Source organism: Curtobacterium sp. SL109, from assembly GCF_026672405.1.
In the GTDB taxonomy this organism is placed as follows: domain Bacteria; phylum Actinomycetota; class Actinomycetes; order Actinomycetales; family Microbacteriaceae; genus Curtobacterium.
The window spans coordinates 3,272,898-3,295,103 of sequence record NZ_JAPPRB010000002.1 but is presented as its reverse complement, the minus strand read 5'-3'; the positions used below and the strand labels follow the sequence as shown (position 1 = coordinate 3,295,103).

Annotated in this window: 26 protein-coding genes and 1 pseudogene; 15 read left to right on the top strand and 12 right to left on the bottom strand. The window is 73.1% G+C overall.

Going from position 1 to position 22,206, the window contains the following annotated elements; genetic code table 11:
• Nucleotides 1–650: 650 nt before the first annotated feature.
• From OVA28_RS17000 to OVA28_RS16990, 4 genes and pseudogenes are all read right to left on the bottom strand, one after another.
• Nucleotides 651–1,322 (bottom strand): methionine ABC transporter permease, encoded by a 672-nt coding sequence (locus tag OVA28_RS17000; RefSeq protein WP_194662349.1) that lies wholly within the window; start codon nt 1,320–1,322, stop codon nt 651–653.
• Complete coding sequence (locus OVA28_RS19240) at nt 1,319–1,723, bottom strand: NIL domain-containing protein (RefSeq protein WP_442780832.1); 405 nt, start codon at nt 1,721–1,723, stop codon at nt 1,319–1,321. The genes OVA28_RS17000 and OVA28_RS19240 overlap by 4 nt, the downstream gene beginning before the upstream one ends.
• 123 nt (nt 1,724–1,846) lie before the next feature.
• Nucleotides 1,847–2,377: pseudogene (locus OVA28_RS19235) on the bottom strand (methionine ABC transporter ATP-binding protein); the annotation flags it as partial.
• A complete protein-coding gene (locus OVA28_RS16990) occupies nt 2,268–3,329 on the bottom strand; it encodes a MetQ/NlpA family ABC transporter substrate-binding protein (RefSeq protein WP_268097790.1) in 1,062 nt (353 codons plus the stop codon). The pseudogene OVA28_RS19235 and the gene OVA28_RS16990, both read right to left, overlap by 110 nt.
• 128 nt (nt 3,330–3,457) lie before the next feature.
• On the opposite strand from OVA28_RS16990, the gene OVA28_RS16985 reads away from it, so the two are divergent.
• Entirely contained in the window at nt 3,458–3,952 is a 495-nt protein-coding gene (locus OVA28_RS16985) for a 2'-5' RNA ligase family protein (protein WP_268097789.1), read from the top strand.
• A 50-nt stretch (nt 3,953–4,002) separates the two neighbouring features.
• On the opposite strand, the gene OVA28_RS16980 is transcribed toward OVA28_RS16985, so the two are convergent.
• The 3 genes from OVA28_RS16980 to OVA28_RS16970 form a co-directional block, all read right to left on the bottom strand.
• Entirely contained in the window at nt 4,003–5,241 is a 1,239-nt protein-coding gene (locus OVA28_RS16980; protein WP_268097788.1) for an FAD-binding protein, read from the bottom strand.
• Between the two features lie 196 nt (nt 5,242–5,437).
• Nucleotides 5,438–6,928, bottom strand: a complete 1,491-nt coding sequence (locus OVA28_RS16975; protein WP_268097787.1) for an MDR family MFS transporter — start codon at nt 6,926–6,928, stop codon at nt 5,438–5,440.
• Between the two features lie 99 nt (nt 6,929–7,027).
• Nucleotides 7,028–7,309, bottom strand: a complete 282-nt coding sequence (locus tag OVA28_RS16970; protein WP_194662337.1) for an acylphosphatase — start codon at nt 7,307–7,309, stop codon at nt 7,028–7,030.
• 148 nt (nt 7,310–7,457) lie between these two features.
• Here OVA28_RS16970 and OVA28_RS16965 point away from each other — a divergent pair, with 148 nt between their 5' ends.
• From OVA28_RS16965 to OVA28_RS16935, 7 genes are all read left to right on the top strand, one after another.
• A complete protein-coding gene (locus OVA28_RS16965; RefSeq protein WP_268097786.1) occupies nt 7,458–8,156 on the top strand; it encodes an NUDIX hydrolase in 699 nt (232 codons plus the stop codon).
• Between the two features lie 11 nt (nt 8,157–8,167).
• The gene (gene nadA, locus OVA28_RS16960) at nt 8,168–9,439 is read left to right on the top strand and encodes a quinolinate synthase NadA (protein WP_268097785.1); all 1,272 of its coding nucleotides are present in this window, start codon (nt 8,168–8,170) and stop codon (nt 9,437–9,439) included.
• A 2-nt stretch (nt 9,440–9,441) separates the two neighbouring features.
• Nucleotides 9,442–11,124, top strand: a complete 1,683-nt coding sequence (locus tag OVA28_RS16955; protein ID WP_268097784.1) for an L-aspartate oxidase — start codon at nt 9,442–9,444, stop codon at nt 11,122–11,124.
• Nucleotides 11,121–12,068 (top strand): carboxylating nicotinate-nucleotide diphosphorylase, encoded by a 948-nt coding sequence (nadC, locus tag OVA28_RS16950; RefSeq protein ID WP_268097783.1) that lies wholly within the window; start codon nt 11,121–11,123, stop codon nt 12,066–12,068. Before OVA28_RS16955 ends, nadC begins: the two co-directional genes overlap by 4 nt.
• Before the next feature lie 5 nt (nt 12,069–12,073).
• Nucleotides 12,074–13,231 (top strand): cysteine desulfurase family protein, encoded by a 1,158-nt coding sequence (locus OVA28_RS16945; RefSeq protein ID WP_268097781.1) that lies wholly within the window; start codon nt 12,074–12,076, stop codon nt 13,229–13,231.
• A gap of 89 nt (nt 13,232–13,320) precedes the next feature.
• The gene (locus OVA28_RS16940; protein ID WP_268097780.1) at nt 13,321–13,572 is read left to right on the top strand and encodes a hypothetical protein; all 252 of its coding nucleotides are present in this window, start codon (nt 13,321–13,323) and stop codon (nt 13,570–13,572) included.
• Nucleotides 13,573–13,830: 258 nt separating this feature from the next.
• On the top strand, nt 13,831–14,121 hold the full coding sequence (locus OVA28_RS16935) for a hypothetical protein (protein ID WP_268097778.1): 291 nt from the start codon (nt 13,831–13,833) through the stop codon (nt 14,119–14,121).
• On the opposite strand, the gene OVA28_RS16930 is transcribed toward OVA28_RS16935, so the two are convergent.
• Nucleotides 14,081–14,575: an MSMEG_6728 family protein gene (locus OVA28_RS16930; protein WP_268097777.1), complete on the bottom strand. Its 495-nt coding sequence runs from the start codon at nt 14,573–14,575 to the stop codon at nt 14,081–14,083. The two genes, OVA28_RS16935 and OVA28_RS16930, sit on opposite strands and share 41 nt — an antisense overlap.
• Nucleotides 14,576–14,660: 85 nt before the next feature.
• On the opposite strand from OVA28_RS16930, the gene OVA28_RS16925 reads away from it, so the two are divergent.
• Nucleotides 14,661–15,257 (top strand): NAD(P)H-dependent oxidoreductase, encoded by a 597-nt coding sequence (locus tag OVA28_RS16925; protein ID WP_194662322.1) that lies wholly within the window; start codon nt 14,661–14,663, stop codon nt 15,255–15,257.
• Nucleotides 15,258–15,473: 216 nt separating this feature from the next.
• Here OVA28_RS16925 and aroQ read toward each other — a convergent pair whose 3' ends face one another.
• On the bottom strand, nt 15,474–15,917 hold the full coding sequence (gene aroQ, locus OVA28_RS16920; protein WP_268097776.1) for a type II 3-dehydroquinate dehydratase: 444 nt from the start codon (nt 15,915–15,917) through the stop codon (nt 15,474–15,476).
• A gap of 63 nt (nt 15,918–15,980) precedes the next feature.
• Between aroQ and OVA28_RS16915 the strand changes: the two genes are divergently transcribed.
• Together OVA28_RS16915 and OVA28_RS16910 are read left to right on the top strand one after the other, a co-directional pair.
• On the top strand, nt 15,981–16,571 hold the full coding sequence (locus OVA28_RS16915) for a DNA-3-methyladenine glycosylase I (protein WP_268097775.1): 591 nt from the start codon (nt 15,981–15,983) through the stop codon (nt 16,569–16,571).
• 99 nt (nt 16,572–16,670) lie between these two features.
• On the top strand, nt 16,671–17,357 hold the full coding sequence (locus tag OVA28_RS16910; RefSeq protein ID WP_268097774.1) for a DJ-1/PfpI family protein: 687 nt from the start codon (nt 16,671–16,673) through the stop codon (nt 17,355–17,357).
• A 15-nt stretch (nt 17,358–17,372) separates the two neighbouring features.
• Here the strand turns inward: OVA28_RS16910 and OVA28_RS16905 are convergent, their stop codons facing one another.
• Both OVA28_RS16905 and OVA28_RS16900 read right to left on the bottom strand, forming a co-directional pair.
• The gene (locus tag OVA28_RS16905) at nt 17,373–17,843 is read right to left on the bottom strand and encodes a GNAT family N-acetyltransferase (RefSeq protein ID WP_268097773.1); all 471 of its coding nucleotides are present in this window, start codon (nt 17,841–17,843) and stop codon (nt 17,373–17,375) included.
• Nucleotides 17,840–18,637, bottom strand: a complete 798-nt coding sequence (locus OVA28_RS16900) for a LysR family transcriptional regulator substrate-binding protein (RefSeq protein WP_268097772.1) — start codon at nt 18,635–18,637, stop codon at nt 17,840–17,842. Before OVA28_RS16900 ends, OVA28_RS16905 begins: the two co-directional genes overlap by 4 nt.
• A gap of 33 nt (nt 18,638–18,670) precedes the next feature.
• Here OVA28_RS16900 and OVA28_RS16895 point away from each other — a divergent pair, with 33 nt between their 5' ends.
• The 3 genes from OVA28_RS16895 to OVA28_RS16885 all read left to right on the top strand — a co-directional run bounded on the left by OVA28_RS16895 (nt 18,671) and on the right by OVA28_RS16885 (nt 20,204).
• Nucleotides 18,671–19,060 (top strand): DUF5997 family protein, encoded by a 390-nt coding sequence (locus OVA28_RS16895; protein ID WP_194662315.1) that lies wholly within the window; start codon nt 18,671–18,673, stop codon nt 19,058–19,060.
• A gap of 47 nt (nt 19,061–19,107) precedes the next feature.
• A complete protein-coding gene (locus OVA28_RS16890) occupies nt 19,108–19,614 on the top strand; it encodes a hypothetical protein (protein WP_268097771.1) in 507 nt (168 codons plus the stop codon).
• Between the two features lie 62 nt (nt 19,615–19,676).
• Nucleotides 19,677–20,204, top strand: a complete 528-nt coding sequence (locus OVA28_RS16885) for an Lrp/AsnC family transcriptional regulator (protein ID WP_268097770.1) — start codon at nt 19,677–19,679, stop codon at nt 20,202–20,204.
• A gap of 21 nt (nt 20,205–20,225) precedes the next feature.
• Here the strand turns inward: OVA28_RS16885 and OVA28_RS16880 are convergent, their stop codons facing one another.
• Entirely contained in the window at nt 20,226–20,657 is a 432-nt protein-coding gene (locus OVA28_RS16880) for a GNAT family N-acetyltransferase (RefSeq protein ID WP_194662309.1), read from the bottom strand.
• 105 nt (nt 20,658–20,762) lie between these two features.
• Between OVA28_RS16880 and OVA28_RS16875 the strand changes: the two genes are divergently transcribed.
• Nucleotides 20,763–22,133, top strand: a complete 1,371-nt coding sequence (locus OVA28_RS16875) for a hypothetical protein (protein ID WP_268097769.1) — start codon at nt 20,763–20,765, stop codon at nt 22,131–22,133.
• The last annotated feature ends 73 nt before the right edge of the window (nt 22,134–22,206 follow it).

The window sequence follows — 22,206 nt, the reverse complement described above, 5'->3', positions numbered from 1 at the left end:
GGGTGTCGTGACCGGTCGGGAGGCTCGGCGTGGCCCCGCCTCGCCCGACCGACCGCGCGGCCGCGCCACACCGCCGGGGTGAGATCGCAGTTCGTGTCGGCTCCGGCGAGACGGACGCGACACGAACTGCGACCTCACCAGTGCGAGTGGGCGCCGCTCGTCGCTCCACAGCCGGGAGGCTCGGCGTGGCCCCGCCTCGCCCGACCGACCGCGCGGCCGCGCCACACCGCCGGGGTGAGATCGCAGTTCGTGTCGGCTCCGGCGAGACGGAGGCGACACGAAGTGCGACCTCACCGGCGCGAGTGGGCGCAGCTCGTCGCTCCGCAGCCGGGAGGCTCGGTGCGGCCCCGCCGCACCGGCGCGAGTGGGCGCGACACCCCGTCGGGTGGGTGCCGAGTGGGCGCAACCCGTCGCTCGGCGGCCTCGCGGCCGACGACGAGCGACCGCTCGCCGGACGTGAGCGGGGTGTCGTGACCGGTCGGGAGGCTCGGCGCGGCCCCGCCTCGCACCTCGCCCGACCTCCCGACCTCCCGACCTCCCGTCGCCCGACCGTGCCACACCGCCGGGGTGAGATCGCAGTCCGTGTCGCCTCCGGAGCGGAGGAGGCGACACGAAGTGCGATCTCGGCGCAGCCCGCGCCCGCGCCCGCGTCAGCGACGGAGCGTTGCGCGCGCCAGGCGGTTGCCGACGAACTGGCCGAGCTGCACGATGACGACGATCGCGGCCACCGAGACGTAGACGATCCACCAGTCGTAGCGCTGCGAGCCGTAGGTGATCGCGTACTCGCCCAGGCCGCCGCCGCCGATGAGTGCGCCCTGCGCCGTCATGTCCACGATGCCGATGAAGATGAACGTGTACCCGAGGATGAGCGGCCCGAGGCCCTCCGGGATGAGCACGGTCAGCAGGATCGACACCGGGTGCGCGCCGGAGGCCCGTGCGGCCTCGACCACGCCGGGGTCGACCGACAGCAGGTTCTGCTCCACGATGCGGGCGACGGCGAACGACGCCGCGAGGGAGATCGCGAACGTGACCGCTGGCACGCCGATCGTGGTCTGCACGACGACGCGGGACAGCGGTGCGATCGCGGCGAGGAAGATCACGAACGGGATGGGTCGCACCAGGTTCACGAGCAGGTTGATCACCGTGTACGCGGTGCGGCTGCCGAGCAGGTTGCCCGGCCGGGTGGCGTAGAGGGCGAGGCCGAGCGCCAGGCCGATGAGCCCGGCGATCACCAGCGAGACGATCGACATGACGATGGTGTCGCGCACCGACGACAGGAACACGTCGAACGTGTCGATCACGCTCTGGAAGGAGTTGTTCATCGTCCGTCCTCCTCATCGGTGGTGACACCCGCGGCGCGGAGGGCGGAGACCGCGGCGTCGACGGCGCCGGACCCAGGCCCAGCGTCGGCCCCGGCGTCGGCCAGCTCGTACGTGAGCGACCCGATCCGGCGCTCCCGGATCTCGCCCACGCCCCCGTAGACCAGCTCCGCCGTGACGCCCGCGGTGCGGAACGCCTGGTCGATGCGGTTCTGCAGCCCGGCTTCGTCGGTGATCTGCACCGTGACCAGGCGCCCCGGGTGCCGTTCCCGCAGTCGGACCAGCGTCTCCGCGGAGGGCCGGTCGTGCAGGGCGGTGCGGACGAAGCGCTGCGCGGCCTGGGTCTGCGGCGTGGAGAACACGTCGTAGACGTCGCCGACCTCGACCACGCGGCCCCGTTCCATGACGGCGACCCGGTCGGCGATCTGCCGGACGGCGTCCATCTCGTGCGTGATGACGATGATCGTGACGCCGAGCTCCCGGTTCACCCGACGGAGGAGCGCGAGCACCTCCGAGGTGGTCTCCGGGTCGAGCGCGCTCGTGGCCTCGTCCGCCAGCAGCAGCTCGGGATTGGACGCCAGCGCCCGGGCGATGCCGACGCGCTGCTTCTGCCCGCCGGAGAGCTGCTCGGGGTAGGCGTGGGCCCGGTCGAGCAGCCCCACGAAGTCGAGCAGTTCGGCCACGCGTCGGTCCCGCTCGTCCTTGGCGACACCGGCGACCTTGAGCGGGTACGCCACGTTGCCGGCGATGGTGCGGGAGCGGAACAGGTTGAACTGCTGGAAGATCATCCCGATCCGGCGCCGGGCCAGACGGCGGTCCCGCTCGGGGATCGCCGTCAGCTCCTGGCCGGCGACCGTGACCGTGCCCGCCGTGGGCAGTTCGAGTGCGTTGACCAGGCGGACCAGGGTGGACTTGCCGGCACCGGAGTACCCGATGACGCCGAGGACCTCACCCTGTTCGACGTCGAGGGTGACGTCCTCGACGGCGGCGACGGTCTCGCCGGTGTCGGCGCGGCGGTAGCTCTTGGAGACACCGCGGAGTTCGACGAGGGCAGCCACTACTTCGTTGCCGCCTTCGCGTCCTTCTCGACCGCCGAGAGCTCCTGCTGCAGGGCAGCGGGGCTCTCGTCGCTCGGCACCGCGTCGGGGTAGTCCTTCGCGAACACTCCTCCTGCACGGCGTCGTCCTGGAACAGCTTCGCGAGCGCGAGGTAGGTCGGATTGTCCTTGTCGGCGTTCCGCGCGGCGAACACGTTCACGTACGGGGCGGCCGAGGCGCTCTTCGGGTCGTCCTGGAAGATCGCGTCCTTCGTGTCGAGCCCGGCGGACGTGGCGAAGTTGACGTTGACGATCGAGCCCTCGACCGAGCCCTGCTGCAGCGCGTTCGCGGTCTGCGAGGCGTCGAGCGGCTGGACGTCGACCTTGTGCGAGGTGATGTCGGCGACGGTGGAGAACGCGTTGCCGCCGTCCTTCAGCTCGAGCAGCTTCGCGGACTGCAGCACCAGGAGCGCGCGGGCCTCGTTGATGGCGTCGTTCGGGATCGCGATCTTCGCGCCCTCCTCGAAGTCGTCCACGTCCGAGACCTTCGTCGAGTACAGCGGCAGCGGGTAGACGGCCGTCGCGCCGATCGGCTGCAGGTCGTCGTCGGAGGTGACGTTGTAGTTCGCCAGGTACTGGATGTGCTGGAACTGGTTGAGGTCGACCTGCTCGTCCTTGAGCGCGGGGTTCGGCAGCGAGTAGTCCGAGAAGTTCTTGAGCTGCACGGTGACGTTCAGGTCCTTCTTCGCCAGGTCGACGTACGTCTTCCAGTACGGCAGGGACTTGTCCGAGACACCGATCGACACGGTCTTCGGCGCTGCGCTCGACGCGGACCCGGCGGTGTCGTCGCCACCGTTCCGGACGGCGACCACGACGATCGCGACGATGATCGCGACGACGACGACCGCGGCGGCGACGATCCAGCCGATCGGGCGCTTGCGCTTCGGCTTGGCGGGCAGTGCGGGTGCGGTCATGGGGTGCTCCTCGTGGGTCGGCGGGGTCACACGCTCGTGGACTGACCACGAGTGTGGCCGTCGGCGGGAGCACGGTCGACTTGCGTTCCGTCGTGTTACGCGCAGCCGACGCGGGCAGACTCGGACGGGTGCGCAGCATCGAACTCGTCCTCGACGGCCCCTCGGACGCGGCGGTGCGCGCGCTGTGGCAGACCCTCGTCGCCGCAGAGCTCCCGAGCCTCGGCCACTCCGGTACGAACGACCCGCACGTCACACTCGCCGCGGGGGAGACGCTGCCCGTCCCGACCGAGGCCGACGCCGCCCTGCCCGAGGCCCTGCGCGTGGCTGGCGTCCTGCTCTTCCCCGCCGGCCCCGGGCGCCACGTGCTCGGCCTCGGCGTGGTCGTCGACGAGCCGCTCGCCCGCTTCCACCGCGCGGTCCACACCGCCGCTCCCGGGTCCCTCGACTCGTCGCTCCCCGGCCGCTGGGCCCCGCACGTCACCCTGGCACGCCGCATCCGCGACGTCGACCTGCCCGCGGCGCTCCGGGTGCTCACCGCGGACGCGCCCCTGCCCGAGGTGCTCACCGTCGGCGGCCTCCGCCACTGGGACGGCGACGCGAAGGCGGTCACCCCGCTGCCGTGAGCCGGGTGGCGGACCGATGGCGGGCCTCCCGGCCGGTCTGGAGGCTCGGATCAGGCCCGCAGGACCCGCTCACCGAACGCCGACGCGAACGTCCGGTGCGGGTCGGTCCGCGCGATGAGCGCGCGGACGTCCGGCAGACGCGGGTAGAGGGTCTCGACCGCGTCGCCGTCGAGGGAGCTCATCTTGCCCCAGTGCGGGCGGCCGCCGAGGGGAGCGAGCCGGGCCTCGAGGTCGGGGAGCAGAGCGGCGACCTCCTCGGGGTGCTTCTGCCAGGTGAAGGCGATGCAGAAGGTGTCCTCGCCCTGGGACGGGCTGAGCCACAGGTCGTCGGTGGCCATCGTGCGGAGCTCGGCGACGTGCAGGTGCGGCTGGATGCGGTCGGCCAGGCCGCGGAGGGCGTCGAGCGCCGCCGCCGCGTGGCGGAGCGGGACGAAGTGCTCGCTCTGCACCTCGGAGCCGTGGGAGGGGACGGAGTCGATGGGGAAGTGCGGCAGGCGGTCCCACCACGGGCCGACCGAGCCGTCGCGTGCGGTGTGGTGGTCGTTGCCGGGGGATCCGGGCAGTCGCGGGACGCCGAACAAGGTGTCGGGGACGTCCTCGGTCGTGTCGACGCGGGACTTCACGAGGACCTCGCTGACCTCGTCGCCGAACCGGGTGTAGGCGCAGACGGAGTAGCCGGCGGCGTGGACCTCGGCGGCGTGGTCGAGGAACGTGCGCCAGGGGAACGGGCCGTAGGTGTCCTGGCGCATCCGGTACGCGGGTTCGACGTCGAGCGTGACCCGGGTGACGATGCCGAACAGCCCGAGGTGCAGGACGCTGCCGGCGAAGTCGGCGTCGCCGCGGCGGAGGGTGCGGGTGCTGCCGTCGGGGCCGACGACCTCGAGTGCCCGGACCGCGGTGGACAGCGAGCCGAGGGTCGTGCCGGAGCCGTGCGTGCCGGTCGCGATCGCACCGCCGACGGAGATGTGGGGGAGCGACCCCATGTTGTGCAGGGCGAGGCCGGCGGCGTCGAGCTCGGGGGCGACCCGACCGTAGCGGGTGCCGGCGCCGAGGGTGACGGTGGTGCCGTCGTCACCGATCACCAGGTCGGTGGGGACGCCGGTCAGGTCGAGCAGCACGCCGGGGGTGTCAGCGACGTCGTTGAACGAGTGGCGTGTGCCGAGGCCGTGGACGCGCGGGGCCCGGGCGACGACGTCGGCGACCTCGTCGAGGGAGGTCGGACGGACGACGCGCTCCGCGGTGTAGGTGACGGTGCCGGACCAGTTGAGCTCGCTCGTCGTCGAGTGCATGCCCCCACGATGCCACCCGCCGGTGTGCGGCGGGGAAGCGCGTGCGGCGTCGGCTGGCGCCGCACAACGGAAACCGGCTCGATCCGCGGATGTCCGTGGTTCGAGCCGGTTCAGGTGGTGCGACGCCGATCTGCGCAGCCGCAGCCGCAGCCGCAGCCGTAGCCGCAGCCGAAGCAGCCGCAGCCGCTGCCGCGCGCTAGTGCGCCATCGGGGGCGTCGGGGCGCCCTCGGGGACGACGGGCTTCCGCACGAAGCAGGCCGCCAGGATGGTGAACAGCGAGATGATCCCACCGACGAGGAACGCGGTGCGGACGCCCGAGGACGTCGCCTCGGCCAGGCCGTCCGCGCCGGAACCCGCGGTCGCCGTCGCGGCGCCGATCGTCAGGAGCGTGATGAACAGGGCGGTGCCGGCAGCCCCGGCGAGCTGCTGCGCCGTGCCGAGCACCGCGCTGCCGTGCGAGTAGAGCTTCGGGGGCAGGCCGCCGAGCGCCGCGGTGAACAGCGGCGTGAAGCTCAGCGCGAGGCCGATGCTCAGGACGACGTGTGCGGCGAGGACGAACCACACGTTCGTGTCCGTGCCGACGGTCGCCAGCGCGAAGAGCACGACGCTGATGATGACCGCGCCGGGGATCAGGAGCACCCGGGGACCACGTCGGTCGTAGATGCGGCCGACGATCGGGGACAGCAGCCCCATCAGCAGGCCACCGGGGAGCAGGAGCAGTCCGACGTTCAGGACCTCGAGCCCGAGGACGCGCTCGAGGTAGATCGGCAGCAGGATCAGCGTGCCGAGCATCACCAGGAAGCTCAGGCCCATCCCGACGATCGGGACGGTGAAGCCCTTCGTCTGGAACGTGCGCAGGTCGAGCAGGGCGCTGTCGGTGCGCTGCAGGCGCGTCTGCCGGACGATGAACAGCGCCAGGCCGACGGCGCCGACGACCAGGGCGGTGACCGGCATGACCGGGCCGGTCGTCGCGATCTCACCGATGCTGGACAGGCCGTAGACGATCCCGCCGAACGCGAACGCCGACAGGATGACGGAGACCACGTCGAGCGGCGCCTTGCGCGGGGTGCCGACGTTGCGGACCTTCACCATGCCGAGGATCAGCGCGGCGACGGCGATCGGCAGCACGAACCCGAACAGCCACCGCCACGAGAACGCGTTGAGGATCAGGCCGGAGATCGTCGGGCCGACGGCGGGGGCGACCGAGATGACGATCGAGATGTTGCCCATCACGCGGCCGCGGTGCGCGGGGTCGATGAGGGTCAGGACGGTGGTCATGAGCAGCGGCATCATGATCGCGGTGCCGCTGGCCTGCACGATGCGGCCGATGAGCAGCACGGAGAACCCGGGGGCGAGCAACGCGATGAGCGTGCCGGCGGAGAACAGGCTCATCGCCCAGACGAACACCGGCCGGGTGTTGAAGCGCTGGATCAGGAACCCGGTGATCGGGATGACGACGGCCATCGTCAGCAGGAAGCCGGTCGTCAGCCACTGCCCGGTCGCGGCGCTGATGTCGAGGTCGTCCATGAGCCGCGGCAGGGCCACGCCCATGATCGTCTCGTTGAGGATCACGACGAACGCCGAGACCAGGAGCAGCCCGATCACGAGTCGGTCGTCGGCCGCGGACCGCACCGGAGCGGGCTGCGACCCGGTCCGCTGAGCGGTGTCGATGGCGTGGTCGGTCATGTGTGGCTCCGAACGAGAGTCGATGGGCAGTGCCACGGGTGCAGCACCTGAGCGTTCTCGATCATTCCGCGACGCGCCGATCGATCTCGGTCTGGCCGCTCAGCGCAGGATGTCGAACCGCTCGGTGTCCCCGTGCGGGACGACCGGCCGCGTCGACACGTCCGTCACGGTGGCGGCCGGCGGACCGGTGCGGAGCATCTCGACCAGGGCGTCGACGGCAGCCGACGGCCCCTCGGCCTCGACCTCCACCGTGCCGTCGAAGAGGTTCCGGGCGTACCCCGCGAGTTCGAGCCCGTCCGCCTTGCGTGCCGTCCACCAGCGGAAACCGACCCCCTGGACCGTCCCCGCGACGACGACGTGCACCCTGGTCACCGTTGTCATGTCGCCAATGTAGGCGGCCTGGGTTTCCCGCCGGTCACCGCCGTGCTTCCGATGGATGTCGGAGTGTTTCGACCAGGTGTCGCCGCGTGTCGTGGACGGTGATAGTGTCCTGTCAACCCCAACACTTACAGTCAGGATGACCTGAAGCATGGACGACACCGGCATCCGCCTCGCGGTCTCCACCGTGATCGTCGCGCTGCGCCCCCATCCCGACACCGGGGCGCCGGCGCTGTGGATGCCGTTGGTCCGGCGCACGGCCGAACCCCACGAAGGGTCGTGGGCACTGCCCGGCGGGTGGGTCGGTGCGGACGAGGGGCTCGAGGACTCCGCAGCCGCCCGGCTCCGTGAGACGACGAACGTCCAGCCGCGCTACCTGGAGCAGCTCTACGCGTTCGGTGACGTCGGCCGGTCCCCGAGCCGGGTCGTGTCGATCGTGTACTGGGCCCTCGTCCGTCCGGCCGAGGCCAGCTCGGTGCCCGACGACTGGAACGTGCGCTGGTTCCTGGCGGACGAGCACCCGCCGCTCGCGTTCGACCACGACCGCATCGTCGAGTACGCCCTGTGGCGGCTCCGCACGAAGATGTCCTACTCCCGGATCGCGCAGGCGTTCCTCGGCCACCGCTTCACCCTCGCCGAGCTCCGCGGCGTGTACGAGGCCGTGCTCGGCCGCACGCTCGACCCCGCCAACTTCCGGCGGCAGGTCGCGCAGTCCGACGCGGTGATCGCCACCGACGAGACCACGAGCGGGGACCGGCACCGTCCGGCCCGCCTGTACCGCTCGAACCCCGACCTGGCCTACGCGGACAACGGCCCGCTGCAGTCCGGCCCCACCACCCGCACGACCTGACGGGAACCACCGTGTCCATCGCCACCACCATCGAACTGATCTCCAACGGCCGCGCCGAGGGCAGCACCTGCACGCCCGACCTGGCGATGCCGACGTGGGACTTCGACGCCCGCCCCGGCTACGGCCCGGGCTCGTCGATGTCCGACGTCATCCCGACCACCGCTCCGCGCCAGGGGGTGCTGCCGGAGGAGTACAAGCAGGCACCGGTCGAGGAGCTGCACGCGCGCATCGAGCGGGCGAAGGCGACGCTCGGCGACCGGGTCGTCGTCCTCGGGCACTTCTACCAGCGCGACGAGGTGGTCCGGCACGCGGACTTCCTCGGCGACTCGTTCCAGCTCGCCAACGCGGCGCTGACCAAGCCCGACGCCGAGGCGATCGTCTTCTGCGGCGTCCACTTCATGGCCGAGACCGCCGACGTCCTGGCTCGTGACGACCAGCGGGTCATCCTGCCGAACCTGGCCGCGGGGTGCTCGATGGCGGACATGGCCGACATCGACAGCGTCGAGGCTGCCTGGGCCGAGCTCGAGGCCGTCTACGGCACCGAGCCCGACGCCGACGGCCGCGTGCCGGTCATCCCCGTCACGTACATGAACTCGGCCGCCGACCTCAAGGCGTTCTGCGGTCGGCACGGCGGCATCGTGTGCACCTCCTCGAACGCGGCGACCGTGCTCGAGTGGGCGTTCGAGCGGGGCCAGCGCGTCCTGTTCTTCCCCGACCAGCACCTCGGCCGGAACACCGCGAAGGCGATGGGCATCAGCACCGACCTGATGCCGATGTGGAACCCCCGGCTGCCGGGGGGCGGCAACACCGCGGCGGACCTGCTCGCGGCGAAGGTCGTCCTGTGGCACGGCTTCTGCTCGGTCCACCGGCGCTTCACCGTCGACCAGATCGAGCAGGCGCGGCGTGACCACCCGGGCGTGACGGTGATCGTCCACCCGGAGTGCCCGATGGCCGTCGTGGACGCCGCGGACGTGGCCGGCAGCACGGACCTGATCCGGAAGACCGTCGCGGCGGCCACGGAACCGACGACCTTCGCGATCGGCACCGAGATCAACATGGTCAACCGGCTGGCGGCGGAGTACCCGCAGCACACGGTCTTCTGCCTCGACCCGGTCGTCTGCCCGTGCTCGACGATGTACCGGATCCACCCGGGCTACCTGGCGTGGGTGCTCGAGGCGCTCGTGCGCGGCGAGGTCCTCAACGAGATCGTCGTCCCGGACGCGGTCAAGGCGGACGCCAAGGTCGCGCTCGAGCGGATGCTGGCAGCGAAGCCGAGGGCCTGACCGTGCACGTCGTCATCGTCGGCTCCGGCATCGCCGGCCTCACCGCCGCGATCCGCGCCAGTGCCCGCCACGACGTCACCCTCGTGACGAAGGGGTCCCTCGCCGACGCCGCGACGAGCCACGCCCAGGGCGGGGTCGCCGTCGCGCTCGGCGCCGACGACTCGGCGACCCTGCACGCGGCCGACACGCACGTCGCCGCGGCGGGCAGCGCGGACGCCCGCGCGGTCGACGTGCTCTGCACCGACGGCCCCGCCCGCGTCCAGGACCTGCTCGCCCTCGGGGTGCCGTTCGACCGCACCGACGACCCGAGCAGCCTCGACCGCCACGGCGACGACCTGGCCCGCGGGCGCGAGGCAGCGCACGGTCGCTGGCGCGTCGTCCACGCCGCCGGGGACGCGACCGGCGCCGCGATCGAACGGACCCTCATCGCGGCGCTCCACCGCCGACACGTCACGATCCTCGAGCGAACCTGCCTGACCGACCTCGTCCTGCGGGACGGCGCAGTCGTCGGCATCGACGTGCTCGACCTGCTCGGCGAACCCCGACGGATCGACGCCGACGCGGTCGTGCTCGCCTCCGGGGGAGCTGGCCACCTGTACCGCGAGACGACGAACCCGCTCGTCGCGACGGGCGACGGAGCCGCGGCGGCCTGGCGTGCCGGAGCCGTCCTCGCCGACCTGGAGTACGTGCAGTTCCACCCGACCCGGCTCGCGGTCCCCGGCGGCGGCCTGGTCTCCGAGGCCGTCCGCGGCGAGGGTGCCGTCCTCCGCGACGCCCGAGGCCACCGCTTCATGGGGGCACTGCACCCGGACGCCGAACTCGCCCCCCGCGACGTGGTCGCCCGGGGGATCGCCGCCGCCATCCGTGACCACGGCGCGGTGTTCCTCGACGCCAGCGGCCTCGACGCAGCGTTCCTCGTCGGACGTTTCCCCGGCCTCACCCGCGCCACCCGTGCCGCGGGCTTCGACTGGACCCGCGAGGGCGTCCCGGTCGCCCCCGCCGCGCACTACTCCATGGGCGGGGTCGCCACCGACGCCGAGGGACGCACGAGCCTGCCCGGCCTGTCCGCCGTCGGCGAGGTCGCGTGCACCGGCGTCCACGGCGCCAACCGCCTCGCCTCCAACTCCCTGCTCGAGGGCCTCGTCTTCGCGGTCCGCGCGGCAGACGCGCTCGGGGCTCCACGGCCGGGGCGGCTCCGGCTCCGCGGTGACGCGACGCTGCCCGTCACCAGGGTGACGGACCTGCCGGAGCCGGTGCGAGCCTCCCGTCCGGTGGATGGTGACCAGGGACGGACGGGAGGCCCCGATCGCCTCCCCGAGCCGGCGGACGTCCGGCGGGTGCTGCAGTCCGTCATGACCGAGCGGGTCGGGCTGCTCCGGGACGCGGCCGGGCTGGCGTCCGCGCGGTGCGACCTGGCCGCGCTCACCGTCGACGGACCGACGACGGTCCGCGGGCACGAGGACCGCGCGCTCCTCGACCTCGCCCGGCTGGTCGGGCGCGCTGCCGAGGCCCGCACCGAGTCCCGCGGCGCCCACGCCAGGACCGACCACCCCGACACGGACCCCGGTGCTCCCGCGTCCCTCGCGTGGTCGCGCGCCGTCAGGTCCGCTGCCACCCCCGCTCCCGTTCCCGCTCCCGTTCCCGTTCCCGTCCCCGCTCCCGTCACCGAAGAGGCCATCGCATGACCAGCACCGCCACGTCGACCGTCGACCCCGGCACCGTCCCGCAGCACGTGCTCCGACGCGTCATCGACACGGCGCTCGAGGAGGACGCGCCCTGGGGGGACGTCACCAGCGAGACGCTCATCCCCGCGGACGCGACGGCCACCGCGACGCTCGGTGCCCGCGAGGCCGGCGTGCTGAGCGGCGGCGCGGTCGTCGTCGCGGTCATGCACGCGGTCGACCCGACGATCACGGTGTCGCTGCACCACGCCGATGGCGCTCCCTTCGCGCCCGGGGACGTCCTGGCGACCGTGTCCGGTCCAGCGCGGTCCGTGCTCCGCGCCGAGCGGGTCGCGCTCAACCTGGTGCAGCGGATGTCCGGCATCGCGACGGCCACCGCGCGGTACGTCGACGCGGTGTCCGGCACGAGCGCGCGGATCGTCGACACCCGCAAGACCACGCCGGGGCTCCGCGCGCTCGAGCGGTACGCGGTGCGGTGTGGCGGCGGCCACAACCACCGCACGTCGCTGTCGGACGCGGTGCTCGCGAAGGACAACCACCTGGCGGTGCTGCTCGCGAGCGGGATCGGCATCGGCGACGCGATCCGTGGTGCACGAGCACGACTCGGGCACACCGTGCACCTGGAGGTCGAGGTGGACCGGCTCGACCAGGTCGAACCCGTCGTCGCCGCGGGCGTGGACACGATCATGCTCGACAACTTCACCCCGGCGGACCTCGTCACCGGCGTCGGCATCGTCGCCGGGCGGGCGCTCGTCGAGGCCTCGGGTGGGGTGTCCCTCGAGACCGTCGCGGCGATCGCGGCCACGGGCGTCGACGTCATCTCGGTCGGCGCCTTGACGCACTCGGCGAGGGCGCTCGACCTCGGGCTGGACATCGCCGTGGCGGTGCCGGCTGCCGCTCCGCCGGCCGTCGCTGGTCCGCCGGCCGTCGCTGCTCCGTCGGCCTGACCGGCGTGTTCTACCTGGACCGGGCGGCCACGACGCCCGTCCGTCGCGAGGTGCTCGAGGCGATGTGGCCCTGGCTCACCGGCGGCTTCGGTAACCCGTCCTCCTCCCACGGCATCGGGGACCAGGCGGCCAGGGGCCTCGCCGACGCGCGGGCCCGGGTGGCCGCCGTGTTGGGGTGCCGCCCGGCCGAGGTCGTCTTCACCGCCGGGGGGACCGAGGGCGCCAACACCGCGGTGAAGGGCCTGGCGCTCGCCGCACCCCGGGGACGGCACGTCGTCACGAGCGCGATCGAACACGAGGCGGTGCTCGCCAGCTGCGACCACCTCGCCCGGTTCCACGACGTCACCGTCACGGTGCTCCCCGTCGACCGGGACGGCCTGGTCACGCCCGCGGTGCTGGCCGCAGCCCTCCGGCCCGACACCACGCTCGTGTCGATCGCCCACGCCGACAACGAGATCGGCACCGTGCAGGACGTCCCCGCGCTCGCCGCGGTCACGCACGCGGTCGGTGCCCGGTTCCACACCGACGCCGTCCAGTCCGCGCCGTGGCTGCCGATCGGGCTCGACCGGCTCGGCGTGGATGCCCTGACGTTCTCCGGCCACAAGCTCGGCGCGCCGAAGGGCACTGGTGTGCTCGTGCTGCGCGCCGGTGTGCCGATGGAGCCGCTCGTGCACGGCGGGGGACAGGAGCGAGGCCGACGCTCGGGCACCGAGGACGTCGCCGGCGCGGTCGCGGTGGCCACGGCGCTGATGCTGTCCGACGCTGCTCGGGAGACCGCGGCCCGGACGGCGTCGGCGACGCGGGACGCGGTGATCGCGGGGGTGCTGGCCCGGGTGCCGGGTGCGGTGCTGACCGGGTCGCCGTCGGCTCGGCTGCCCGGGCACGCGTCCTTCTGCTTCCCCGCGACGGCGGAGCTCCCGGGGGTCAACGGCGAGACGGTGCTGCTGGAGCTCGAGCAGCGGGACGTCGTGTCGTCCTCGGGGAGCGCGTGCGCGGCTGGCAGCACCGAGGCGTCGCACGTGCTCACCGCGCTGGGCCTGTCCGAGGGCGTCGCCAGGAGTGCCGTCCGCCTGACCTTCGACGCCGGCCTGACGGAGGCCGACGTGCCCCTCGTCGTCGACGCGGTGGCCTCGGCGGTGGGGTCCGTGCGGGTGCTCGGCTGAGCTGTCGCAGGGTGTACTAGACGTTCTACTCCATCTCTGGGGTCCTGTCCCCCCTTCTGCGGACAAGCAATCTGCGACAGAGTGTCCACATGGCAAACGCGACGATGACCCGGACACCCCGGGAGGACCGCTTCCTGGCGGTGCAGCTCCTCCCGGCACCGGCGACCATCGTGGCGCTCGCCGTGGCAGCCGGACACGACGTCGGCACCGCCCCACTCGGTCTGATCGCCGTCGTGGGTGCGCTCGCCACGATCGGGAGTGCCCTGCTCCCGATGCTCTGCCGGTCCATGCCTGCTCCGAGCGAGTCGGAGCGGTACCGAGAGGACACCGAACACCTCTGAGGACCCGCGCCCTCGGTTCCGACACCCCCATGGGAACCGAAGTGGCGCGACCAGACCGGACGCGACCCTGAAACCGCGTCCGGAGCGGGCGAGGCGAACCCCTGTCGCCGCCGTCCGCTGCACCCGAGGCCCGCCGTGGGCATGCGGGACGTCAATCCCCTGAACGACGTCCACATCGCTCCCCACGGCGGGCCCGGGTGCACTTCCGCGCCCGCGCCCGGTGCTGGACTGCACGGTGCTCGCCGCTAGCGTGGCCGCGTGCCCTCCTACCGCGTGACCCTCGCCGTCGGTGCCCTCGCCCCCGGGGTCGCCCCGGACGCCGTGCTGCCCGAGGCCGCCCGACTCGTCGCCGAGCGGACCGTCGTCGAGGCCCAGGACGTCCGACTGCTGCGCGGGGTGCCCTGCGCGGTCGTCCGCTACGAGGCCGCCGAGGACAGCGACGCCGTCGCGATCGCCCGCCACGCGGTGCACGGTCTGCGCGACACGGTCGAGATCCGGTCGGACCGGGTCACCCGGCGCGACGGGGCGCGGTGGACGCCGATCGCTTGAGCGCGCTCGCGGACTGCACCGGCCAGACGTAGTCCAGGTCGTCCGGCACGTCGGGGAACAGCGGGAGGTAGTGCTCCCGGTCCTTCTGCACGAGCTTCGAGCGGTGCGACACGTGCACGGCTTCGTCGTCGTTCCACGCCGGCCGCGGGTAGTCGCCGCGCTCGTAGGCGGCCAGGTCCTCGGGGACGCGGGCCAGGTCCTCGAGCGTCTTCGCCAGGCAGGTGTCGGCGTACCCGCGTTCCAGCCACACCGAGCAGGTGGCGTCCTGGTACGCCATCAGCGCCGGCCGGTACCCGCGCCACATCGCCGTCACCGGGTGGTGCTGCCAGCCATAGTCGGGCAGCGTCAGCGCGCGCATCACCTGCAGCGTCTCGACGCGCTGCTTGCCGAGCCGCTTGTCGTCGAGGACCTCGGCAGAGGCACGGAAGTCGGCGAAGGGCAGGAACGTCTGCATGCCGCGAACGGTACGCGGCCCGGCTGGGGTGACACATGCCGTCACACGCGAGCAGCCGCCCGACGCCCGTGTGAGCATCGGAGGCATGAGTGGAGCACACGTCGTCGGCGTCAGCGGCAGCCCGTCCGACCCGTCCCGCACGTCGACGCTGGTCGCGGCCACGGTCGCCCGGCTCGGCGAGGAGCTCGACGGCGCCGAGACCCGGACGGTCGAGATCGGCCCGCTGCTGGCCGACCTCGGGGCAGCGTCCGACCGGGCCTCGATGGCACCGGCGACGATCGCTGCGCTCGAGGCCGTCGAGTCCGCGGACGTCCTCGTCGTCGGCAGTCCCGCGTTCCGGGCGGCCTACTCCGGCGCGTTCAAGCTCTTCTTCGACTGGGTCGGACAGTACGACCTCGTCGACACCCCGGTGCTCCTGACCGCGACGGGCGGCAGCGACCGGCACGCGCTGCTCGTCGAGCACCAGATGCGTCCGCTGTTCGGCTTCTTCCAGTCCACGACGCTGCCGCTCGGGGTGTTCGGCAACGAGCGCGACTTCACCAAGCACGAGGGCGGCTACGACATCACGAGCCTCGACTTGGAGCTCCGCATCGACCAGGCCGTGCGGCGCGCGCTCCCGATCATCCGCGGCGGCTTCGCGACGGCCGCCACCGCCGACGTGCGCCGTCCCGCCGACTTCTGACGCGCCCCGCCCGCGCCCGCGCCCGCCCCGGTCCGTGCCCGTGCTCGTGCTCCGCAAGACTCCGGTGTCTCGCGGAACGTCCTGTGCGAAACACCGGTGTCTGGTGAAGACGCCGGGGGAATCCGCGGCGCGGCACCGCAACACCGGTGTCTGGCGCACGGCGACCGCCGACGCAGCCACGACGCCGACGTCGAGACGCCGCCGGCGGCGTGCGGGTCAGCGCAGCAGGGACGCCAGGTGGGCCACGGCCAGGCGGTACCCGTCCGCGCCGGCCCCGGCGATGACCGCGGTCGCGGCCGTGGCCACGTGGTCGACGTGCCGGAAGGGCTCCCGCTTCCAGGTGTTCGAGAGGTGGACCTCGACCACGGGGACGGACAGTGCCTCGACGGCGTCGTGCAGCGCGACCGAGGTGTGGGCGTAGGCGGCGGGGTTGATCACGACGCCGTCGAAGTCGTCGAGCGCCTCGTGCAGCCACTCGACGAGTTCGCCCTCGCGGTTGGTCTGGCGGAAGTCGACGCCGAGCCCGTGGACCTCGGCCTCCGCACGGACGATGCCCTCGACGTCCGCGAGCGTGACCGTGCCGTACTGCTCCGGGTCGCGGCGCCCCAGGATGTCGAGGTTCGGGCCGTTGAGGACGAGGATGCGCGACTGCTCGGTCATGCGGCGAGCCTACCGACGACCACGCGCGGTCCCGGTGGCCGGTCGGTCGGGCAGGATGGTGGCGTGAGCGACCTGGTGATCGGTGACGACGGACTGGCCCGGCCGGTGTGGGCGTCGACGGACCCCCTGCTGCGGGACTACTACGACACCGAGTGGGGCATGCCCGTCCACGACGAGCGGGGCGTGTTCGAGCGGCTCTCGCTCGAGGCCTTCCAGTCCGGACTGTCGTGGCGCACCATCCTCGCCAAGCGACCGGCGTTCCGCGCTGCCTTCGCCGACTTCGACCCGGACGCGGTCGCGGCCTTCGGAGAGCAGGACGTCGAGCGGCTGCTGGCCGACGCCGGCATCGTGCGCAACCGGGCGAAGATCCTGGCGACGATCACCAACGCGAACGCGACGGTCGCCCTGCGCGCGGACGGCGGGCTCGCCGACTTCGTGTGGTCCTTCCGGCCGTCGACGACCCCCGAGCCGTCCAGCTTCGCCGAGGTCCCGACGACGAGCGACGAGTCCGTCGCCCTGTCGAAGGCCCTGCGGAAGCGCGGGTTCGCCTTCGTCGGCCCGACGACCATGCACGCGCTCATGGAGGCCCTCGGGATCGTCGACACGCACCTCGTCGGCAGTCACCGCCGCGGCAGCTCGGGCGTCTGGAACTGACCAGACCACCAGCGGCCACACTGCCGGCGACCAGACCGCCGGCGGCCAGACCGCCAGCGGCCGGACCGCCAGCGAGCGACCGGGGCTAGGGTCGCGGGCATGACGACCGAGAGCACCGTCCGGATCGCGTTCCTGTTGTTCCCGGACCTGACACAGCTCGACCTGACCGGCCCAGCGCAGGTGCTCACCCGTGTGCCGGGCGCCCGCGTGGAGTACGTCGCCGCGACGCTCGACCCGGTGCCGAGCGACTGCGAGCTCGCGCTCGTGCCGACCGTCACCCTCGCCGACGCCGCACCGGCGGACGTCCTGGTCGTCCCCGGCGGCGACGGCGCCTTCGACGCCATGCTCGACCCCGCCGTCGTCGCGTTCGTCCGCCGTCAGGCCGAGCACGCCACCTGGGTCACCTCGGTGTGCACGGGGGCGTTCGTCCTCGGTGCCGCCGGGTTGCTCGCCGGCAAGCGGGCGACGACGCACTGGGCCTCGAAGCCGATGCTCGCCGCGTTCGGGGCGACGCCGGTGGACGAGCGGTACGTCGTCGACGGTGCCGTCGTCACCGCGGCCGGTGTCAGCGCGGGCATCGACATGGCGCTCTGGCTCGCTGCCGAGCTCGCCGGGCAGTCCGCCGCGGAGCGCATCCAGCTGCAGATCGAGTACGACCCGCACCCGCCGTTCGACGCCGGTTCGGCGGAGCGTGCTGACGCCCGGGTCGTCACCGCGGCCCGGACGGCAGCCGAGTCAGCACGCGGCGACCGCGTCGGGCGAGCCGCAGCGGCCGTGCTGCGCTGACCGACGCGTGACGGGTCAGTCCAGCGGGATCTTCATCTGCACGGAGGTCACGCCGTACCCGAGCTGCTCGTAGAGCTCTGCAGCACCCGTGTTGTAGCCGAACACGTTCAGGCCGATCGAGGCCGCGCCCGCGTCCTTCGCGACGACGTGCGCCTGTTCGAGCGCGCGCCGGGCATGCCCACGACGCCGGTGTGCCTCCGCGATCTCGATGTCGAAGACCCACCAGTCACGGCCCGCCGGTTCGAACGGCCCGATCCACAGGGAGCCGACCACGGTGTCGTCACCGTCGACGACGTCCCACACGTGGTGGCCCGGAGCGGGAGTGCCACCCGGGAACCACGTGTCGACGGACTTCCGCATGGCGACCTCGGCCTGGGCCTCGGTGTCGCCGGACCGGATCCGGGACGCCACGTACTCGGCCATGCTCGTCTCGAGCCAGGCCGGGAGGCTCGTGGCCGCCATCACGCGCAGGCGCGTGTGGGTCATCGGTTGCCCTTGGAACCCCGGCTCGGCTTGCCGCGCATCTTCCCGCGCCCCGGGGTGGGGCCCTTGCCGGTGTTCGACTTCTTGCCGGCGCCGGACTTGCCGCCGCCGGGTGACTTCGCCTTCGCCTTGCCGCCGGGGGCCTCACCGGAACGGGAACTGCCGGCCGAGGCGTTCCTGGCCGCACCACGCGCCGGACGCGAGGGCTCATCGGCGGAGCGCTCCGAGCCTCCTGGCTGGTCCGGCTGGCTCCGGGAGCTGTTGGCGGTCCGCCCACGGACGACGCCGATGAACTCCTCGGTCAGCTCGGAGGAGTCCTCGTCGCGCCAGACCAGCGCGACGCGGGTGCCCTCGGCGTCGGCGAGCGGGCGGGCGACGAGGTCCTTGCGGCTGGCCTTGCGGAAGAGCGACTGCGGGAGGACGACCACGCCGACGTTCGCCTCGACGAGGTCGAGCGCAGCGTCGACGTCAGCCGGGACGGGCCCGGCGTCGATCATGTGGACGGTCTCCAGGTGGGCAGCCGTGACCTCGGTGGCCTTCGCGAGGTCCGAGTCCTTCGGGGTCGCGACGACGGCGGTCTCGGTCCAGAGGGGGATGGCGCGGAGGTCTTCGGGGACGGGCATCCTGGCGAAGACCATGTCGACGACGTCGTCCTCGGCGGAGAGCGCCGCGACGAGGTCGCCCTGCCCGACGGGGCGGAGCCGGAGCTCGACGGAGGGGAAGCGGTCGCGCCAGACCCTGGCCCACTTGGCGGGTGAGACGCCCGGCACGAACGCGATGGTGAGTGCCACGGTCATGCAACCGAGCATAGGGGCCGTACCCTTGACCCCATGGCGCAGGAACAGACGATGAAGCCCGAGACGGCTGCGAAGAAGCTCGGCATCCTGCTGTCGGCCGCTCCGGAGTCCTTCCGCGACGCGCCCGTCACGCGGACCGCCTTCGACGAGCTCCGCACCGAGCCGCCGGCGTGGCTCGAGGAGCTCCGCCGCGACGGCCCGCACCCGCGACCCGTCGTCGCGCAGAAGCTCGGGGTGTCGATCTCCGGCCTCGCCCGCTCCGGCATCGAGGACGCGCTCACCACGGCCGAGATCAAGCAGCTGCTCGTGGAGAAGCCCGAGTGGCTCGTCCAGGAGCGCGCGACCCAGGCCGCCGTGCACGAGGAGAACGCCCGCGTGAAGCACGAGCGCGCCGCCAAGGCCGCCGCCCGCACCGAGGCCTGACACCCTCCACCCCGAACTGACCCGCCCGGACCGACCCAGGACCGCCCGTGCACGAGACCGTCGCCGACGCCATGCTCGTCGTGCCGCAGTTCGCGTCCGTGTGCTGCATCGTCGGGGACCGGTACCGCCCGCGCCCCGGGGTGATCGTGCCCGCGGCCGTGATGCTCGTGGCGATGCTCATGCCCGTCGTGCACGCGGGGTCCTCGTGGACGCTGCTCGCCGCGACGGTGCTGCTGCTCCTGGCGCCGCTGCCGGTCATGCGCCGCCGCCGTGCCGACGGGCGTCGTGCTGAGCCGATGGACGTGCACCGGGCGCTGTCCTCGGTCGTGATGGCGGGGATGCTCCTGATGGGGCACGCCTCCGGGCTCGCCGACCCGCACGCCGGACACGGCATCGCGCTGTCGGCCGTGCTCGGTGGTGGCGTGATCGGCTACTGCGCCTTCAGCGGCTGGTTGCTGCGGTACGAGTGGGGACGCGACGACCGTCGCTCCGTGCGCAGCGGCGAGGTCTTCGCGATGACGGTCGCCGTGATCGGCATGACCCTCGCGATGTAGGGACCCCGCGGGTTCGTCGTCTCCCCTCGGGCGACCTGCCGACCCCGCGCTACGGTGGTCGGGTGTCCGACCACCCTGCCCGCCGCCCCGACCCGGCGCCGCGCCTCGACGAGGTGGACGAGCGCATCCTCTGGACCCTGGCCGCCGACGCCAGGATCCCGAACAACCGGTTGGCGGCCGCGGTGGGCATCGCCCCGTCGACGTGCCTGACGCGGGTGCGTGCGCTCGAGGACGCCGGCGTGATCCGTGGCTACCGCGCGGACGTCGACGTCGCGCGGCTCGGGTTCTCGATCGAGGCCATGGTGTCGGTCCGGGTCCACGCGGCCGCACGGCACGAGCTCCGCGACTTCGCCAAGCGCCTGCTGCGGGTGCCCGTCGTGCTCGACGTGTCGTTCCTGGCGGGCGACAAGGACTTCCTCGTGCACATCGCCTGCACGTCGACCGAGCAGCTGCGGGACTTCGTCGCCGACGAGCTCAGCGGGGACCCCTCGGTTGCCACGACCCAGACGAACATCGTGTTCGAACGGCTCGTCGCGGACCGGGAGCGGCAGGCGCGGTCGTACGACGAGCTCCGGCGCTGGCAGGCCTGAGCGGCTTCCTGCGGCTCCGGGTCAGCGCGTGCGGGTCATGGGGACGTGGGGGATCGCGTCCTCGACGAAGTCCTCACCCGAGCGGACGAAGCCGAAGCGGCCGTACCACTGCTCGAGGTGTGCCTGGGCGTTGAGCGTCACGACGGGGGAGCGGGTCTCGGCGATCGCGGCCTGCATGAGCGCTGCCCCGAGGCCGGCGCCGCGGGCGTGTGCGGCGGTGGCGACGCGGCCGATGCGCTCGGTGCCGTCGTCCTCGCGCAGCAGTCGCAGCGTCGAGTCGACCGAGCCCTCGCCTGCCCAGAACTGGATCGTGCCGGGCTCGAGGTCGCGGCCGTCGATGTCCCCGTACGCGCACTCCTGCTCGACGACGAAGACGTCCTGACGGAGGCGGAGGATCTCGTGCAACGTGACGACGTCGAGGTTGCGGGTGGGGGCACTGAAGGTCGAGGGCAACTTCGTTCCTGACGTTTTCTTGGGAAATCGGGTGCGCGGCGCCGAACTGGGCGTACCGTGCCGGTCAACCACTCTACGTGCGCAGCCAGACCAGGAGGTGAGCGCATGGACAACCCGTTGCGCGCACCCTGGCGCGCTGCGATCCGGTACGCCCTCGTGGGCACCGGTGTCAGCGCGGCCGCCGTGCTGCTCTCGTTGACGCTCGGCGCGCAGACCGCGTCCGCCGCCGAGCACGCCCCGAGCCTGCGCACCACCGCGTCGTCCACCTCCGGACTGCTCGGCGGGGTCGTCGGCGGCGTCACGGACACGGCCGGCCAGGCCGTCGACGCCGTGGTCGCCCCGGTCCGCCAGGTCGTCGCACCGGCACCCGCACCGGCTGCTCCGGCGCCGGCACCGGTCGTCGTGCCCGCAGCTCCGGCCCCCGCGCCGGTCCCGACGGCACCGGCACCAGCACAGGTCCGCCCGGCACCCGCCGCACCCGCTCCCGTCGCAGCGGCACCCGCCCCGGTGCACCAGCAGCCCTCGGCCACCGCCCCCGCGGCGACCGCGCCGGCGACCGCCCCCACGACGACCCTTCCGACGCCCGCTGCCGCGCAGCCCGCCCAGCCGGCCCCGGCGGTGGTGCCGACCACCCCGACGACCGCGGCCGACCCGACGGACGCCACTCCGGCCTCCCGTCCGGTCACCGGCACCGTGGCCGCCCTGCTCCGTCCCGTCACCGGGACCGTCCAGGGACTCACCGGCGCACGCCCGGTCGCATCGCTCGTCGACACGCTGGACGGCGTCGTCGGAGCACTGCCGGTCGTCGGCAGCGTCGTCGGTGACGACACGCTCGGCACCGTCACCGGACCGGTCACCGGGGTCGTCGACGACGTCCTCGGCGACGTCGGCACGGTCGTCGGCGAGGTCCCGGACGTCGTGGCCGACCCGCTCCCGCCGGTCCTCGGCACCCTGCCTGGAGGCTCGACCCCCCTCCCACAGCTCCCCGCACCCCCGGTGGGTGGCGGCTCCGGAACGGTGGGGCACCCGGGCGGGTCGGCCAGCGGCGGACCCGTGGTCCCGCGACCCACAGCGGGGACACGAACCGCCGGTGCAGCCACGATGACCGGTGTGCGCGCGTCGACTGCCCCCGTCGCCGAGCGCAGTGCGTCAGTGTCGGACCGGTCGGCAGCGGACGTCCGGACGGCCGTCCCACTGCTGGCGCCGACCGTGACCACGAGCGCGCCGGACTCGGCGACGCTCGGCGGCACGGCGCTGTTCGTCCCGCAGGGGACTCCCGGAGAGACGCCGCTCGGCGACTCCGGACTCGGACTCACCGGCGGCACCACGACCGGCGGTTCCGCCGGTGCGGGTGTCGTCGGGACGGTCGGCGCCTCCGCCGACCAGGACCCCCTCGCCGCTGGGACCCGCGGTTCGCTCGCCGTCGACGTGGTCCCCACGTCGCCCACCGGCGACCACGACGTCGCACCTGACTGAGGTCGGCGCACCTGCCCGTTCGGCAGGACGCGCCATCCGATCGCACCCGCGGTCGGCACACAAGACCTCAACG

What these genes read in the sequence shown, in the direction of transcription:
- OVA28_RS16980 (WP_268097788.1), bottom strand. Translation starts at nt 5,241, where the DNA reads ATGCACTCGACGACGAGCGAGCTCAACTGGTCCGGCACCGTCACCTAC.
- OVA28_RS16910 (WP_268097774.1), top strand. Translation starts at nt 16,671, where the DNA reads ATGACGACCGAGAGCACCGTCCGGATCGCGTTCCTGTTGTTCCCGGAC.
- OVA28_RS16900 (WP_268097772.1), bottom strand. Translation starts at nt 18,637, where the DNA reads ATGACCGTGGCACTCACCATCGCGTTCGTGCCGGGCGTCTCACCCGCC.
- OVA28_RS16930 (WP_268097777.1), bottom strand. Translation starts at nt 14,575, where the DNA reads ATGCAGACGTTCCTGCCCTTCGCCGACTTCCGTGCCTCTGCCGAGGTC.
- OVA28_RS19240 (WP_442780832.1), bottom strand. Translation starts at nt 1,723, where the DNA reads ATGGAACGGGGCCGCGTGGTCGAGGTCGGCGACGTCTACGACGTGTTC.
- aroQ (WP_268097776.1), bottom strand. Translation starts at nt 15,917, where the DNA reads ATGACCGAGCAGTCGCGCATCCTCGTCCTCAACGGCCCGAACCTCGAC.
- OVA28_RS16875 (WP_268097769.1), top strand. Translation starts at nt 20,763, where the DNA reads ATGGACAACCCGTTGCGCGCACCCTGGCGCGCTGCGATCCGGTACGCC.
- OVA28_RS16905 (WP_268097773.1), bottom strand. Translation starts at nt 17,843, where the DNA reads ATGACCCACACGCGCCTGCGCGTGATGGCGGCCACGAGCCTCCCGGCC.
- OVA28_RS16965 (WP_268097786.1), top strand. Translation starts at nt 7,458, where the DNA reads ATGGACGACACCGGCATCCGCCTCGCGGTCTCCACCGTGATCGTCGCG.
- OVA28_RS17000 (WP_194662349.1), bottom strand. Translation starts at nt 1,322, where the DNA reads ATGAACAACTCCTTCCAGAGCGTGATCGACACGTTCGACGTGTTCCTG.
- OVA28_RS16975 (WP_268097787.1), bottom strand. Translation starts at nt 6,928, where the DNA reads ATGACCGACCACGCCATCGACACCGCTCAGCGGACCGGGTCGCAGCCC.
- OVA28_RS16990 (WP_268097790.1), bottom strand. Translation starts at nt 3,329, where the DNA reads ATGACCGCACCCGCACTGCCCGCCAAGCCGAAGCGCAAGCGCCCGATC.
- nadC (WP_268097783.1), top strand. Translation starts at nt 11,121, where the DNA reads ATGACCAGCACCGCCACGTCGACCGTCGACCCCGGCACCGTCCCGCAG.
- OVA28_RS16925 (WP_194662322.1), top strand. Translation starts at nt 14,661, where the DNA reads ATGAGTGGAGCACACGTCGTCGGCGTCAGCGGCAGCCCGTCCGACCCG.
- OVA28_RS16895 (WP_194662315.1), top strand. Translation starts at nt 18,671, where the DNA reads ATGGCGCAGGAACAGACGATGAAGCCCGAGACGGCTGCGAAGAAGCTC.
- OVA28_RS16940 (WP_268097780.1), top strand. Translation starts at nt 13,321, where the DNA reads ATGGCAAACGCGACGATGACCCGGACACCCCGGGAGGACCGCTTCCTG.
- OVA28_RS16970 (WP_194662337.1), bottom strand. Translation starts at nt 7,309, where the DNA reads ATGACAACGGTGACCAGGGTGCACGTCGTCGTCGCGGGGACGGTCCAG.